Here is a 14229-nt window from a genome sequence, read left to right on the forward strand (position 1 = left end):
TGGGGGACTTGGGATGACCCGTCGAATACAACAATGCCTGAACCCTATGATGGTTCCATGATTTTATAGATTTATTTCAGGGGCAGATTTTCCACCCGCAGAGCGCTGCCTCGCCGCTTGCCAGTCGCGCCCGGCATGGGCGAAGACCGCGCAGAGAACGATGGCGCCGCCGATCATGCTGGCGGCCGGCGGGACCTCGGCCAGGAACAGGAAGGCGAACAGGATCGCGAAGGGTACTTCAGCGGAGCCTAGCAGGCCGGATTCGGCCGCCGGGATGAGCCTCGCGCCCTCCGTCCACAAAATAGAGGCGAGCGCGAACGACATGCCGAAGGCGACGAGCAGCACTGCGTCCCTGGCCGAGACCGCCAGCGGATCGGTGACGAACCAGCCGAGCACAAACAAAAGAAACGCCGACACCGCTCCGGCCCATACCACAGGCGTGTCGCGGAAAGCGCGCACCATGATCATGTAGAGCGCGCTGCCGATTGTCATCAGCAGCGCCAGCCCGTCGCCGAACAGATGGCCGGTACCGAAGCCGGACCAGACCATGATCGCCACACCGCTGAGCGACACGGCGGCGGCGACAAGCGTCTGCAGCCGGAAGCGCTCACGCACCAGCACGAAGGCAAGTACCGCGGTGACGAAGGGCGCGGTGGCATAGATGATCGCGACATTGGCGACGAAGGTGAACTTGAACGCCGAGATGAAGGCGATGCTGGCGAGCGCTCCTTCTACCGCCAACAGCCAGCCGCGCCAGCCGAGGCGCAGGCTTTCACGCCTGCCGGAGCGGCGGCGCCGCCAAAACACATAGAGGGCGATCAGGATCGAGCCGACAAAGCCGCGCCAGCAGGTGATGGTCAGCGGGTCGGCATGGATCGACTTGGTCAACACGCCGGTGAGCCCGAAGACCGCCGCCGACGCCGAAACCAGGACGATGCCAAAGGTGCGCTCGGCTGCGGTGTCGGTGGTGGCTGGCATGCTTAGCGATTCCGTCATGTCACCAGACTATACTGCCTTGTCCTGACACCGCACTGTCAGCAGGGTTGCCGTATCCTACAGCCACTTGCAGAAATGTTCGTTGCCGGTGATCAGCAGGCCGGCCGCGACGATCAGCGCCACGGCGTACGCTACACGGACAGAACCCTGCGCGGCGCTGCGCCAGTGGCGAGCTTGCGTTGGGGCAGGGCTGGTCCCAGGGGTCGACCGCTTTTTCTGCTCACGCGCTCCTGCGCGATCCTGGACCTGACGGCCGTCGGCACCGACGAAGCGATCATCCTCTGCCCCGCCAATCACAGCCAGCCAATGCATGTCGCGCCGTACCCCGGCACTCCGGCTACGAGGCCGTCGCCACCTGCCTGGCCACACCCGAGGTACGGGCGCGGACGGATGGCGTCATCGCGTGGCGGTCTCAGGTCGTGTGAAAAAGCACCAGGTCTAATGACGCAGCAATCTCCGGAACGCTTGTCAGTCTGATCCAAATGTCGTGAAATCGAGATTTTAGGCCGTACCGGTTCTATTCGAGTATCGTGACGAGCAATGAAGACGACTGTCAAAAAAGGGTTGGACATGGACGCCACCAGACTGAAGGCCATGCAGGCGCCGCTCAAGGAGGCCTATCGCGATGACGCATCGCGCGCGCTGATCACGCTTCGGGCTAAGGGCTCGATCGACAACCAGTCGATCGCCTGCAAGGTCGAGACCGGCAGGACGCTCGCCGTTGCCGGTCTCCATCCGGCTACCGGCGGTTCGGGGCTCGAACTGTGCTCGGGCGACATGCTGCTGGAGGCCTTGGTCGCTTGCGCCGGCGTGACGCTGAAGGCGGTGGCGACGGCGCTGGAGTTCAAGCTCGGCGCCGCCACGGTGGAGGCCGAAGGCGATCTCGACTTTCGCGGCACCTTAGGTGTGACAAGAGATGCGCCGGTCGGCTTCCGCGCCATCCGGCTGAATTTCAGCCTCGACAGCGACGAGACACAAGAGCGCATCGACGCGCTGCTCAAACTGACCGAACGGTATTGCGTGGTTTTTCAGACCATCAATACCAGGCCGGAACTGACGGTCAGCGCTCAGCGCTGAACGCGCGCCGGCTACTCACTTTCGCCCTCGTCGGCGAAGGGCGAGGCGCTCGGCACGCACTGCACCGACCAGCCAGCCGGCGTTGGCTCCTTCTGATATTCGGTGACGGCGAAGGCGCACTGTTCGCGAGTGTCGAACGTGCTGGGCAGCACCACCATGCCGCCTTGCGGGCCGGCAATCACCAGATACCAGACCAACGCTACGCTCGAAGCCATGGAAATTTCCTCGTTTGTTGTGGGAGTCGGGCGATCCTATCAACTCCGCGCAATCGACGAAAGCGCGGCCGGACGCGGTGGTTCGCCACGGCATCACAGCCCGCGTGAATGTCCTACGTCTGTTGAAACAACTCAGTTCACGGCAAAGCAGTAGAACAGGCCGTCGCCGCCGGTGCTCCTCAGCGCCTCCTGGCTGCAGCCGCCGCGTGAAGCGGGCGAGGAATTCCACGATTTGGCGGCGGCCGAATCGTCGAGACCGGTGCGGTCGTGATGGCCCGTCATTGCCTCACCTTCTGCTCCGCTGAGCGTCCAGTCGCCGCAGGTCTGGTCGGCGATTTTCGTGCCGTCGGGCTTGGAGCCGGTGAGCACGTCGTGCCGGTTGGGCTTGTCGCCGCGGCCGTTGACCATTTCGCCCTTTTCGTCGAGCGCCGTCTGCTTGGTGATGGCGTTGGCATCGCTATGCAGCGAAGCAACGTCGTCGGCGATCTTGACGCCCTTGGCGTTGAACCAAGGTCCCTTACCGATGCGATCGCGCGCATCGGTATCGCTGGTCGAGAGATAGGCGCGCCATGTTTTGCCGGTAACGCCGGCGGCTTCGGCCAGCGAGGCGCAATGCGCATCGGCGCCTGCGAGGCCGCCGAGATCGGCGCCCTTGCCCGAGCCGACGCTGGTGACGAAGAAGCTCATTGTCGTATCCTGTGAGGATGCGACGCCGATGGCTGCTAGCGATGCAGCGGCGGTAACGAGAAGCAGTCTGCGCATGATGGTCCTCCGTTTGCGAAAACTTGGCATTCCAACAACGTCGGTGGCGGCGAAATTCTTCCGCCAAGATGCGCGATGCGTCTACTCCGGCTGCCGGTAGGCGACAAAGCGGTTGTGCTTGGCCTGGAAGATCAGCCCGGTTTCCCTAAGCGCAGGACTGGCCAGCGGCACGATGCGTTTGGCGATCTCCTGGGGATGCGGCAGTGTCTCCGGATCCTCGCCGGGCACCGCCTGCGCACGCATGGCGGTGCGGGTGGCGCCGGGATCGGCGGCATTGACCCTGAGCGGCAGGTTTTCCGTCTCATGCGCCCACGAACGCATCATGGTCTCGACTGCCGCCTTCGACGCCGCATAGGGCGCCCAGAAGGCGCGCGCCGAATGGGCGGCGTTGGAGGAAAGCACGATGGCACGGCCGGCGTCGGAGAGCCTGAGCAGCGGGTCGACCGAGCGGATCAGCCGCCACGTCGAGGTGACGTTGATGGTCATCACCTTTTCGAAGGTCTTGGCCTCGACATGGCCGATCGGCGAGATGACGCCGAGCACCGCCGCATTGGCGACCAAGACGTCGAGCTTGCCCCAGCGCTCGTGGATGGCGCCGCCCAGCCGATCGATGCCGGCCATGTCGGCAAGGTCGAGCGGCACAAGTGTGGCTTGTCCGCCCGCCGCCTTGATCTGGTCGTCGAGTTCTTCCAGCCCACCGACAGTGCGGGCAACCGCGATCACATGCGCTCCGGCAGCGGCAAGTTCCAGGGCGATGAAGTAGCCGATGCCGCGCGAGGCACCGGTGACGACCGCGACGCGGCCGGAAAGGTCGAGGGCAGGGGTCACCGGGCAGCTCCGAAGGTTAGCGCTCTATGATGTCCGGCAGGACAGAGGGGGCGCGACACAGCAATCGCGACGAAATTTGCAAACCGGCAAAATTCGCGGGTTGCAGCAAGACCTACGCCCCGCCCGCTGCCAAGAGCGACAGCGTGCGCACATTGTCGGAGCCTTCGAAGTCGGCGAGCCGAGTCGGATACTGCCCGGTGAAGCAGGCGTCGCAGAATTGCGGCTGCTCGTTATCGCGGCCGGCCTCGCCGACGGCGCGATAGAGCCCGTCGATCGACAGGAATCCGAGTGAATCGACGCGGATGAACTCGGCCATCTCTTCGACCGACATGCGCGACGCGAGCAGCTTCGATTTCTCCGGCGTGTCGACGCCGTAGAAGCAGGAAGCGCGTGTCGGCGGCGAGGCGATGCGCATGTGCACTTCCTTGGCGCCGGCATCGCGCACCATCTGCACGATCTTCTGGCTCGTGGTGCCGCGCACGATCGAATCATCGACCAGCACCACGCGCTTGCCTTCGATCATGCGGCGGTTGGCGTTGTGCTTGAGCTTGACACCCATGTGGCGGATCGAATCGCCGGGCTGGATGAAGGTACGGCCGACATAGTGATTGCGGATGATGCCGAGCTCGAACGGGATGCCCGCGGCTTGCGAAAAGCCGATCGCCGCCGGGGTGCCGCTGTCCGGCACCGGCACGACGATGTCGGCGTCGACCGGGCTTTCCAGCGCCAGCTCGGCGCCGATGCGCTTGCGCACCTCGTAGACGTTGCGGCCTTCGACCGACGAATCCGGGCGTGCGAAATAAACATACTCGAAGATGCAGAAGCGGGTCTTCTGCGGCTCGAACGGAAACAGGCTCTCGATGCCCTTGGCGGTGACGACGACCATCTCGCCGGGCTTCAGGTCGCGCACGAAACGGGCGCCGATGATGTCGAGCGCGCAGGTTTCGGAAGCCAGGATCGAGGCGCCGTCGAGATCGCCGAGCACCAGCGGGCGAATGCCGAGCGGATCGCGGCAACCGATCATCTTCTTGGAAGTCATCGCCACCAGCGAGAAGGCGCCTTCGACCTGGCGCACCGCATCGATGAAGCGCGAGTTGAGATCGCGTTCCCTGCTGGTGGCGACCAGATGCAGCAGCGTCTCGGTGTCGGAGGTCGACGAGAAGATCGCGCCTTGTTTCTGCAGCGCGCGCTGCACGGTCATGGCGTTGGTGAGGTTGCCGTTGTGGGCGACGGCGAAGCCGCCATCGGCGAGCTCGGCGAAAAACGGCTGGATGTTGCGCTGGCCGGCGCCGCCTGTGGTGGCGTAGCGCGTGTGGCCGATGGCGCGGTTGCCCTGCAGGCTGTCGATGACGCGCTGCTTGGTGAAGGTGTCGCCGATCAGGCCGACATGATGTTCGACATGGAACTGGGTGCCGTCATAGGAAACGATACCGGCCGCTTCCTGGCCGCGATGCTGCAACGCATGCAGGCCGAGCGTGACGATAGCCGCGGCGTCCTGCCGTCCAAAAATACCGAACACACCGCATTCGTCATGGAAATGATCGTCAGCTTCGGCGGAAAGCACGTCGTCTGCGTCTGCCATCTTCAGCTCCGCTAAAGTCGCTATATAGTGTGATGACTGCCCAAGAGCAACGTAGAGTTTGCGGCTTTCACATGATCGTCAGTTTGCCGGCGCCGGATTGGCCGGTGGCGCGTCGGTCGCGCTCCCGTCGAGCGCCGGAGCATCGTCGCCGGCTGCCGGTGCGTCCGCTGCCGGTGCGTCCGCTGCCGGAGGTGTCTCGGCGCCGGTCTCGGGTGCCGGCTGGTTCGGATTGAGCCTGTTGAGGATCGCGTTTTCCGGATCCTCGGGCAGCAGGCTTTCGAGCTTGGCGCCGATCGATTCGAGCAGCGGCCGCGACTTGGCGTTGGCGACCCAGCCCGGAGCCTTGGCGCCGGCCAGCCAGTTGAAGAACAGCAGGGCCACCGCGACGACCAGGATGCCGCGGGCCGCGCCATACAGGAAGCCGAGCGTGCGGTCGAGCGCGCCGACCCTGGAATCGATGATCCAGTCGGCGAGTTTCATGGTGATGACGGAAACGACGATCAGCGCGACGATGAAGACGATGCCGGCGGCGGCGGCCATGGCAATCTTCTCATTGTCGACATAGGGCTGAACGTAAGGCAGGACCGGTTGGTAGAAAAAGAACGCCGCCGCCGCCGCCGCTATCCAGGAGATGACGGAGAGGATCTCGCGCGAAAAGCCGCGAACCATAGCGAGCATCGCCGAGACCAAGGTGAAGCCGACGAGAATTCCGTCAAGCAGCGTAATCGGCATGTCTTTTGCCCCACTTCATGAGCCGCGTCACTCTTCCTCGTCGGCGCGGTTGCGCCGTGAGCCGGCTATGCGCGCCACGAGATCGGCAAGCTCGGTGGGCTGGAAAGCGCCGGCCCCTATCCCGCCGGCAAGCTCCTCGCTGCCCAAGGGCAGAACCGCGCTTCCAAAACCCAGCTTTTCGGCTTCCTTCAAGCGCTGCTGCGCATGCGCAACCGGCCTCACGGCGCCCGAAAGGCTGATTTCGCCGAAATAGACGCAATCGGCGGGAAGGGCAAGACCGGTGAGCGAGGAAACCAGTGCGGCCGCCACCGCCAGATCGGCAGCCGGCTCCGAGATACGGTAGCCGCCGGCGACGTTGAGATAGACGTCATGGGTGCCAAAGCGGACGCCGCAATGGGCTTCGAGAACGGCGAGGATCATCGACAGCCGGGCACCGTCCCAACCGACGACGGCGCGGCGCGGCGTGCCCAGCGATGACGGCGCCACCAGCGCCTGGATCTCGACCAGCACCGGCCTTGTACCTTCCATGCCGGCGAAAACCGCGGCGCCCGGCGCTTTCGCATGGCGTTCGCCGAGAAAAAGCTCGGACGGATTGGCGACCTCGCGCAGGCCCATGTCAGACATTTCGAAGACGCCGATCTCGTCGGTCGGTCCGAAGCGGTTCTTCACCGTGCGCAGGATGCGGTAGTGGTGGCCGCCTTCGCCCTCGAAATAGAGCACCGCATCGACCATATGCTCGACGACGCGCGGCCCGGCAATCTGGCCTTCCTTGGTGACGTGGCCGACGAGCACGATCGCCGCTCCTGTGGATTTCGCATAGCGGATCATCGCCTGGGCGGCGGCACGCACCTGGGTGACGGTGCCGGGGGCCGAATCGGCCATGTCGGTCCACAAGGTCTGGATCGAGTCCAGAATCACCAAATCCGGCCGCTTGCCGTCGGCGATGGTGGCGAGGATGTCCTCGACATTGGTTTCGGCGGCAAGCTCCACCGGAGTATCGGCGACGCCGAGCCGCTGCGCACGCAGTCTGATCTGGGCAACCGCCTCTTCGCCCGAGACATAGACGATGCGGTGGCCCTTGGACGCCAGCGCTGCGGCAGCCTGGGTCAACAGCGTCGACTTGCCGATGCCGGGATCGCCGCCGACCAGAAGGGCCGAGCCGCGCACGAACCCGCCGCCGGTGGCGCGGTCGAGTTCGCCGATGCCGGAGACGATGCGCGGCGCATCCTCGATATCGCCGGACAAAGTCGTGAGCACCACGGCGCGGCCCTTGCGCGCATTGCGGGTGTTGGCCGGGCCCGAGCCGATCCCGCCGGACGTGCCTTCCTCGACCAGCGTGTTCCACTCGCCGCAGGCATCGCATTTACCGGCCCAGCGCTGATGCACCGATCCGCAATTCTGGCAGATGAACTGGATGCGCGATTTAGCCAAGCTTTTACCTTCCCGCCTGCTGGCGGGGGCCGTGATCCTTCGCGCCCCCCTCTGTCCTGCCGGACATCTCCCCCACTTGGGGAGAGATCGGACTGCGCGTCGGGCTTCGCCAATTTTCAGCGTTGCAGAAAAGAGGGCCGGCGTAGGTGACGGCCAATCTCCCTCCTTGTGGGGGAGATGTCCGGCAGGACAGAGGGGGGCGCCGTAGAGCGCTGCTATCCCGCATCTTTGGTGCGACGTCGGACAAGCGCCTACTCAAACCTCTCCGCAATATGATGCTCCTCGGCGAGGTCGGAGAAGCGGGTGAACTCGCCCTGGAAGGCGAGGCTGACCGAGCCGGTCGGCCCATGGCGTTGCTTGGCGATGATGACTTCTGCCTTGCCGCGCATCTCGTTCATCTCGTTTTCCCATTTGATGTATTCGTCGGTGCCCGGCTTCGGCTCGCGGTTCTTCAGATAGTATTCCTCGCGGTAGACGAACATCACCACATCGGCGTCCTGCTCGATCGAGCCCGATTCACGCAGATCCGACAGCTGCGGGCGCTTGTCGTCACGGCTTTCGACCTGGCGCGACAGCTGCGACAGCGCGATGATCGGTACGGCAAGCTCCTTGGCCAGCGCCTTCAGGCCGGTGGTGATTTCGGTGATCTCCTGCACGCGGTTCTGTGAGGATTTCGCGCTCGATCCCTGCATCAGCTGGATATAGTCGATGACGATGACGTCGAGGCCGCGCTGGCGCTTCAGCCGCCGCGCGCGCGCCGAGAGCTGGGCGATCGAGATGCCGCCGGTCTGGTCGATGAACAGCGGGATCTTCTGCATCGTCTGCGAGCAAGCGACCAGCTTTTCGAAATCCATCTCGCTGATCTCGCCGCGGCGGATTTTCGACGACGGGATTTCGGTCTGCTCGGAAATGATGCGGGTGGCGAGCTGTTCCGACGACATTTCGAGCGAGAAGAAGCCGACGACGCCGCCATTGGCCGCCTTGAACGAGCCGTCGGCCTGTTGCGCCGGGACATAGGCTTCGGCGATGTTGAAGGCCATGTTGGTGGCGAGCGAGGTCTTGCCCATGCCGGGGCGGCCGGCGATGATGATCAGATCGGACGGCTGCAGGCCGCCCATGCGGCGGTCGAGATCGCGCAGGCCCGTGGCGACGCCCGACAGGTGCCCGTCGCGCATATAGGCGGCGTTGGCCATGTCGACGGCGGTTTTAACCGCGTCGGTGAAGCTCTCGAAGCCGCCATCGTAGCGGCCGGTCTCGGCCAGTTCGAACAGGCGCCGCTCGGCATCCTCGATCTGCTCGGACGGTGACATGTCGACTGGCGCGTCGTAGGCGATGTTGACCATGTCTTCGCCGACGGTGATCAGTGCGCGTCGCGTGGCGAGATCGTAGATGGCGCGGCCATAGTCGGCGGCGTTAACCACGGTGACCGCTTCGACGGCCAGCCGTACGACATATTGCGCAACCGTCATGTCGCCGACCTTCTCGTCGGCAGGCAGGAAGGTCTTCAGCGTGATCGGTGTCGCTAACTTCCCCATACGGATGAGTTCGGCGGCGACTTCGAAGATCTTTCTATGCAGCGGCTCGTAAAAATGGCCGGATTTCAGGAAATCCGAGACGCGGTAGAAGGCGTCGTTATTGACGAGGATGGCACCGAGCAGCGCCTGTTCGGCTTCGATGTTGTTCGGTGCCTCGCGATAGAGCGGTGTTTCCGCCACGCCGAATTTTCGTGCTGCCTCTGCCATAATGTCCCCGATTTCGATCCCGGTCTCTCGATATCAGAACGAGAAAAAGCCGGTGCTGACTTATATGCATCACTCGCGCTCAATCAGCGTTGATGCCCGCTGTTCACAGGAACGGCAAACCGTCCACAGGACAGAACTCCCGGGCTCTGATTCCATTTGACTCGGCAAGGTCGCGATTCTACGCGACGCTTTGAACAAAGCAAGAACAAAATCGAAGAGAAGGGAGCTGCACAGGAATCGATGCGAGATTAGACTGGGTCGCCCCAGTCCAACCGTCGCGCTATCTTGAACGCATCACCGTCGCGCTTGGTGAACAGTTTCTCGTCGGCACTGCCGTCCTTTTCGCAAAGTTTCAGCAGGACCTTGCCGGAGCCTGATTTCGGCGGTGCGATCACACGTGCCTGCGGTGGGGCAACAGCTTGGCGGGAGGCGGCGACGTAGATGAATTTCTCGTCCTCCCATGGCACGTCGGCGTCTTTGGCCAGCCGGTGCAGGCGCGAACGCGCGACGCGCCGCGAAAAATGGCACCAGTCGGGCGGCACGAGCGGGCAGGGCGCCTCATGCGGGCAAGGCGCAAGCACATGCGCGCCCGCCTCGACCAGCTGCCGGCGCACGGAAAGAATGCGCTGCCATCCGGCCGGCGTGCCCGGCTCGACGACCAGCAGCGTGTTGTCGGTCAGGTGCCAGAGCCGGTCGATGAGTTTTGGCACCGACGCCGGTCCGATCTCGTCCAGCACATAGGCGCAGGTGACCAACTCGGCCGGCTTGAGATCGGCGAGATCGAGGGTGACATCGCCGGCCAGCCAGGCGGTCCTTGCCGTCATCGCCTCAGTGGCAAGCGCCTCGCCGACCCGGCGCACCGCGGCGCTCGCCTCGATGAGCACCGCCTGCTCGAGGTCGGGCCAGAGATCGAGCGCGGCCCAAAGCACCGTACCAGGGCCGGCGCCTATATCGAGCAGGGTTTTCGGAGCATAATCGGATCTTGCCTCGCTGAGCGCATCGAGGCTGGCACGGACGGCGGCATAGGTCGCCGGCAGCCGCGTCGCCAGATAGGCCTTAACCGCCATCTCCTCGGCCATGTGCAGACGGCCGTCGCGCAGTTCGGCGCGGTAGCGGTCCGACAGCGTTTTTGCCGCTTGCTTCAGCGTCGGCAGCGGCACTTTCTCGAGGAGGCGCTCGACGCTCTGTCGAAGTGGGATAGGCAGTTCCATGGCTCAGGCACCCCGAGGTGCGAGCAGGATGACCGAGGCGCCAACGATGCAGAGCGCGGAACCGGCAAGATCCCAGCGGTCGGGGCGCACGCCTTCCACCAGCCATAGCCATCCGAGCGAGGCGGCGATGTAAATGCCGCCATAGGCAGCATAGGCACGGCCCGCCGCGCTGATGTCTACCAGCGCCAGCAGGAAGCCGAACAAAGCGAGCGAAACCAGGCCCGGCGCCAGCCACAGCGGTGACTTTTCCAGCCGCCACCAAGCCCAGATCGAAAAGCAGCCGGCGATCTCGGCAAGGGCAGCAACGATGTAGATGAGATAGGTCATGAAAAAAGGTCTCGCGGCGGGCGACGAGACCTTTTTTCAGCGTTAGGGCCGGCGATGGCAAGCGGCAATGGCGTGATCGCCGGCAGTCTATTCCGTGTCTGCCACCTTGCGGCGTCGCGCGGGCTTGGCGGCAGGGGCTTTTGGGCGATGCCCCATGTCGCGCATCTCCAGCGCCTTCTCGCATTTGGCCATATAGTCGCGAGACATTGGCAGCGTGTCGTTCTTCTTGGCGATCTGGATCTGGAAGATCACCAGATCCTGCCAGCGGAAGGCTGCTTCCGAGGCTCCCAGGTAGAACTCCCACATGCGGCAGAACCGTTCGTCATAGATCGCCTTGGCCTTGTCTCGATTGGCGGCGAAGCGCTCGCTCCAATGCCTCAGCGTCTCGGCATAATGCAGCCGCAGGATTTCGATGTCGGTGACGATGAGGCCCGACTTTTCGATCGCCGGCATTACTTCCGAGAGCGAGGGGATGTAGCCGCCCGGAAAGATGTATTTGCGGATGAAGGCGCTGGTTGCCCACGGCGCGCCGGAGCGGCCGATCGTGTGCAGCAGCATGACGCCGTCCGGCTTCAAGAGCGTCGCCGATTTCTCGAAGAAAGTGCGGTAGTGATTGACGCCGACATGCTCAAACATGCCGACCGAGACGATGCGGTCGAAGCGTTCGTTAAGCTCGCGATAATCCCTCACTTCGAAATGCACGCGGTTTTCCAGGCCTTGCGCATGGGCGCGGTCGGTGGCGACGCCATGCTGCTCGGTCGACAACGTCACACCTTGCACGTCCACATCGAAGGACTTGGCGAGATAGAGGCCGAGCCCGCCCCAGCCGGAGCCGATGTCGAGCACCGTCTGGCCGGCCTTCAGCCTGAGCTTGGCGGCGATGTGGCGCTTCTTGGCGGCCTGCGCCTCATCGAGCGTCATGTCCGGCTGCTCGAAATAGGCGCAGGAATACTGCATGTCCTCGTCGAGGAAGAGCCGGTAGAGGTCGCCCGACAGATCATAGTGGCGCTGCACGTTACGTCGCGCGCGCGCCGCCGTGTTGATCTGCTGCAGGCGGCGGAAAGCGTGGCGCAGGCCCTCGATCGCCTTAGACCAGGTGGCGTCGATGCCGCCGCTACCCATATTCTGGAAGGCGATGCGCATCACTCCCAGCACGCCGCCCTCGAGTATGTCGAGTTCGCCGTCCATATAGGCCTCCGGCACCGCCAGCATCGGATCGAAGGTGATGGCGCGCTCGGCATGCGCGGTCTTGATGTGCATGTGCACCGGCTCGCCGGTGCCATCGCCGAAAATCACCGAGAGGCCCTTCGGCCCGGTGACTTTGAGATTGCCGGTGCGCACCAGGCGGTCGAGAATGCGTTTCAGCAGAATATTCATGACCAATGTCCCCTCTCGGTCAGACACGCTGTCTCGGCGCACGACCCGAAGATCGAAATCGATTTTCGGAAGGATCATGCGCCAAACCAAAGTTCTACAGCATCCTTTGCGCGTCCAAAGGACGCGCGGCGCTGTACTCTGCCTCAACATATAGGGGTTCGGAAAGTTCCTTTTGGCACAAAAATGCCCAGGCTAGGGGCCCGGGCATTGGTCCAGAAATGACTGGAAGCCGACGAAACGTTTTGAAGCGCCGCTCTGAACGCCTTGTGACGTGCAATCAGCCGTTGTCTTCGCCGCCTTCGAACTCGGCATTGGGATCGAAGAAATTGTCCGGGCGCGCATTGTCGTTGATGTCGTCGCCATAGATGGCTTCGGCTGTGGTCAGCGTCTCGCCCTTGGCCTGGCGCTCGGCTTCGTCGGCCGTGCGGGCGATGTTGAGCGTGATCGTGACCTCGACTTCCGGATGCAGCGCGATCGCCACATTGGTGAGGCCGATGGTCTTGATCGGCTGGTTGAGCAGGATCTGGTTGCGGTTAACCGAAAAACCTTCCGCCGTCAGCAACTCGGCGATGTCGCGGGTCGACACCGAGCCGTAGAGCTGGCCGGTTTCGCCGGCCGAACGCACGGCGATGAAGCTCTTGCCGTCGAGCTTTTCCGAAATCTGCAGAGCCTCGGACTTGCGCTCGAGGTTGCGGGCTTCGAGTTGGGCGCGCTGACCTTCGAATTTCTTTTTGTTGGCTTCGTTGGCGCGCAGCGCCTTGCCCTGCGGCAGCAGGAAGTTGCGGGCGAATCCATCCTTGACCTTGACGGTGTCGCCCATCTGGCCGAGGCGGGAAACGCGCTCGAGAAGAATGACTTCCATGGTTTTGTTCCTTTGTTTGGGCGCCAAATCACTGGCATCGACGCCGAATTATCTGGGAACAGGTCAGGAAGCTGAGGGCGTCGCCGCCTGTGTCGCTGTCCTGCCTGTCGCGGCAGTTAGAGGTCTTCACCTCAACCCGGGATTTGATGGCAACCCTGCGGCGCCCGTCGCCGTGGGAAAAGCGGGCGGCGAACCGCCCGCTAAAGAGCGTTAGCGAACCACGTAGGGCAGCAGGCCGAGGAAGCGGGCGCGCTTGATCGCCTTGGCGAGTTCGCGCTGCTTCTTCTGGCTGACGGCGGTGATGCGGGACGGCACGATCTTGCCGCGCTCGGAAATGTAGCGCTGCAGAAGACGTACGTCCTTGTAGTCGATCTTAGGCGCGTTCGCGCCGGAGAACGGGCAGGTCTTGCGGCGGCGATGGAACGGGCGCCGGGTCGGGATCTGATTGATGTCGACCATTATTCTGCACCCCCTTCAACACCTTCGCGCGGACGGCGCGGACCACGGTCTGCACCCGCATCGCCACCGAAGCTGCGCGGCGGGCGATCGCCACGGTCGCCGCGATCACGGTCGCCGAACGAGCGCGGGCCACGGTCACGGTCGCCGAAGCCGCCGCGTTCCGAACGCTCTTCGCGCTTCTGCATCATCGCCGACGGGCCTTCCTCATGCGCATCGACCTTGATGGTGAGGAAACGCAGCACGTCCTCGGACAGGCCCATCTGGCGCTCCATCTCGTTGAGCGCGGCCGGCGGGCAGGTGATGTCCATCAGCGTATAATATGCCTTCCGGTTCTTGTTGACCCGGTAGGTGAGGGACTTCAGTCCCCAGTTCTCGACCCGGCCGACGGACCCGCCATTCGCGGAGATGACGCCCTTGTACTGTTCGACAAGCGCATCGACCTGCTGCTGCGAGAGGTCCTGCCGGGCAAGAAACACATGTTCGTAAAGAGCCATATTGTTCTTTGCCTTTCTTCGTTTCTCTCCCGGTTCCCGCGGCAAAAGCCTCTGCAACTTCTCTGACCCGCCGATCCCTAGAGGGGGCGGGGAAGAAAGGAGCATGACGAGACGGTCGAGAGCGGAGACACGGG

Annotated in this window: 16 protein-coding genes; 1 reads left to right on the forward strand and 15 read right to left on the reverse strand. The window is 63.7% G+C overall.

Annotated elements, in window-relative coordinates; translation table 11 throughout:
• Nucleotides 1–63: 63 nt before the first annotated feature.
• Both AC0L25_RS15385 and AC0L25_RS15390 read right to left on the reverse strand, forming a co-directional pair.
• Entirely contained in the window at nt 64–978 is a 915-nt protein-coding gene (locus AC0L25_RS15385) for a DMT family transporter (protein WP_473596283.1), read from the reverse strand.
• A 75-nt stretch (nt 979–1053) separates the two neighbouring features.
• Nucleotides 1054–1308 (reverse strand): hypothetical protein, encoded by a 255-nt coding sequence (locus tag AC0L25_RS15390; protein ID WP_473596284.1) that lies wholly within the window; start codon nt 1306–1308, stop codon nt 1054–1056.
• Between the two features lie 258 nt (nt 1309–1566).
• Here AC0L25_RS15390 and AC0L25_RS15395 point away from each other — a divergent pair, with 258 nt between their 5' ends.
• A complete protein-coding gene (locus AC0L25_RS15395) occupies nt 1567–2073 on the forward strand; it encodes an OsmC family protein (protein ID WP_473596285.1) in 507 nt (168 codons plus the stop codon).
• Nucleotides 2074–2084: 11 nt separating this feature from the next.
• Here AC0L25_RS15395 and AC0L25_RS15400 read toward each other — a convergent pair whose 3' ends face one another.
• The 13 genes from AC0L25_RS15400 to rpsF all read right to left on the reverse strand — a co-directional run bounded on the left by AC0L25_RS15400 (nt 2085) and on the right by rpsF (nt 14095).
• Nucleotides 2085–2288: a hypothetical protein gene (locus tag AC0L25_RS15400; protein ID WP_473596286.1), complete on the reverse strand. Its 204-nt coding sequence runs from the start codon at nt 2286–2288 to the stop codon at nt 2085–2087.
• A gap of 132 nt (nt 2289–2420) precedes the next feature.
• Nucleotides 2421–3050 (reverse strand): hypothetical protein, encoded by a 630-nt coding sequence (locus AC0L25_RS15405; protein WP_473596287.1) that lies wholly within the window; start codon nt 3048–3050, stop codon nt 2421–2423.
• An 81-nt stretch (nt 3051–3131) separates the two neighbouring features.
• Nucleotides 3132–3878 carry an SDR family NAD(P)-dependent oxidoreductase gene (locus AC0L25_RS15410; protein ID WP_473596288.1) on the reverse strand — a complete coding sequence of 249 codons (747 nt, stop codon included), beginning with the start codon at nt 3876–3878 and terminating at the stop codon, nt 3132–3134.
• A 112-nt stretch (nt 3879–3990) separates the two neighbouring features.
• Nucleotides 3991–5460 carry an amidophosphoribosyltransferase gene (gene purF, locus AC0L25_RS15415; protein ID WP_473596289.1) on the reverse strand — a complete coding sequence of 490 codons (1470 nt, stop codon included), beginning with the start codon at nt 5458–5460 and terminating at the stop codon, nt 3991–3993.
• Between the two features lie 78 nt (nt 5461–5538).
• Complete coding sequence (locus tag AC0L25_RS15420) at nt 5539–6192, reverse strand: CvpA family protein (RefSeq protein ID WP_473596290.1); 654 nt, start codon at nt 6190–6192, stop codon at nt 5539–5541.
• A gap of 27 nt (nt 6193–6219) precedes the next feature.
• The gene (gene radA, locus AC0L25_RS15425) at nt 6220–7623 is read right to left on the reverse strand and encodes a DNA repair protein RadA (RefSeq protein WP_473596291.1); all 1404 of its coding nucleotides are present in this window, start codon (nt 7621–7623) and stop codon (nt 6220–6222) included.
• A gap of 251 nt (nt 7624–7874) precedes the next feature.
• On the reverse strand, nt 7875–9365 hold the full coding sequence (locus AC0L25_RS15430; RefSeq protein WP_473596292.1) for a replicative DNA helicase: 1491 nt from the start codon (nt 9363–9365) through the stop codon (nt 7875–7877).
• A 248-nt stretch (nt 9366–9613) separates the two neighbouring features.
• Nucleotides 9614–10576 carry a small ribosomal subunit Rsm22 family protein gene (locus AC0L25_RS15435; RefSeq protein WP_473596293.1) on the reverse strand — a complete coding sequence of 321 codons (963 nt, stop codon included), beginning with the start codon at nt 10574–10576 and terminating at the stop codon, nt 9614–9616.
• Nucleotides 10577–10579: 3 nt separating this feature from the next.
• Nucleotides 10580–10903 carry a YnfA family protein gene (locus AC0L25_RS15440; protein ID WP_091590534.1) on the reverse strand — a complete coding sequence of 108 codons (324 nt, stop codon included), beginning with the start codon at nt 10901–10903 and terminating at the stop codon, nt 10580–10582.
• Between the two features lie 87 nt (nt 10904–10990).
• A complete protein-coding gene (locus tag AC0L25_RS15445; RefSeq protein WP_473596294.1) occupies nt 10991–12280 on the reverse strand; it encodes a class I SAM-dependent methyltransferase in 1290 nt (429 codons plus the stop codon).
• Between the two features lie 277 nt (nt 12281–12557).
• Nucleotides 12558–13142 carry a 50S ribosomal protein L9 gene (gene rplI, locus AC0L25_RS15450; protein WP_473596295.1) on the reverse strand — a complete coding sequence of 195 codons (585 nt, stop codon included), beginning with the start codon at nt 13140–13142 and terminating at the stop codon, nt 12558–12560.
• Nucleotides 13143–13352: 210 nt separating this feature from the next.
• A complete protein-coding gene (gene rpsR, locus AC0L25_RS15455) occupies nt 13353–13601 on the reverse strand; it encodes a 30S ribosomal protein S18 (RefSeq protein WP_006203718.1) in 249 nt (82 codons plus the stop codon).
• Complete coding sequence (gene rpsF, locus AC0L25_RS15460) at nt 13601–14095, reverse strand: 30S ribosomal protein S6 (protein WP_029354402.1); 495 nt, start codon at nt 14093–14095, stop codon at nt 13601–13603. The genes rpsR and rpsF overlap by 1 nt, the downstream gene beginning before the upstream one ends.
• Nucleotides 14096–14229: the final 134 nt, after the last annotated feature.

This window comes from Mesorhizobium sp. WSM4813 (assembly GCF_055811555.1).

Bases quoted from the DNA above. Each gene is read 5' to 3' on its own strand.
- rplI (WP_473596295.1), bottom strand. From the start codon at position 13,142: ATGGAAGTCATTCTTCTCGAGCGCGTTTCCCGCCTCGGCCAGATGGGC.
- AC0L25_RS15400 (WP_473596286.1), bottom strand. From the start codon at position 2,288: ATGGCTTCGAGCGTAGCGTTGGTCTGGTATCTGGTGATTGCCGGCCCG.
- AC0L25_RS15445 (WP_473596294.1), bottom strand. From the start codon at position 12,280: ATGAATATTCTGCTGAAACGCATTCTCGACCGCCTGGTGCGCACCGGC.
- rpsR (WP_006203718.1), bottom strand. From the start codon at position 13,601: ATGGTCGACATCAATCAGATCCCGACCCGGCGCCCGTTCCATCGCCGC.
- AC0L25_RS15385 (WP_473596283.1), bottom strand. From the start codon at position 978: ATGCCAGCCACCACCGACACCGCAGCCGAGCGCACCTTTGGCATCGTC.
- AC0L25_RS15390 (WP_473596284.1), bottom strand. From the start codon at position 1,308: ATGCATTGGCTGGCTGTGATTGGCGGGGCAGAGGATGATCGCTTCGTC.
- AC0L25_RS15440 (WP_091590534.1), bottom strand. From the start codon at position 10,903: ATGACCTATCTCATCTACATCGTTGCTGCCCTTGCCGAGATCGCCGGC.
- AC0L25_RS15395 (WP_473596285.1), top strand. From the start codon at position 1,567: ATGGACGCCACCAGACTGAAGGCCATGCAGGCGCCGCTCAAGGAGGCC.
- AC0L25_RS15435 (WP_473596293.1), bottom strand. From the start codon at position 10,576: ATGGAACTGCCTATCCCACTTCGACAGAGCGTCGAGCGCCTCCTCGAG.
- AC0L25_RS15430 (WP_473596292.1), bottom strand. From the start codon at position 9,365: ATGGCAGAGGCAGCACGAAAATTCGGCGTGGCGGAAACACCGCTCTAT.
- purF (WP_473596289.1), bottom strand. From the start codon at position 5,460: ATGGCAGACGCAGACGACGTGCTTTCCGCCGAAGCTGACGATCATTTC.
- AC0L25_RS15405 (WP_473596287.1), bottom strand. From the start codon at position 3,050: ATGCGCAGACTGCTTCTCGTTACCGCCGCTGCATCGCTAGCAGCCATC.
- rpsF (WP_029354402.1), bottom strand. From the start codon at position 14,095: ATGGCTCTTTACGAACATGTGTTTCTTGCCCGGCAGGACCTCTCGCAG.
- AC0L25_RS15420 (WP_473596290.1), bottom strand. From the start codon at position 6,192: ATGCCGATTACGCTGCTTGACGGAATTCTCGTCGGCTTCACCTTGGTC.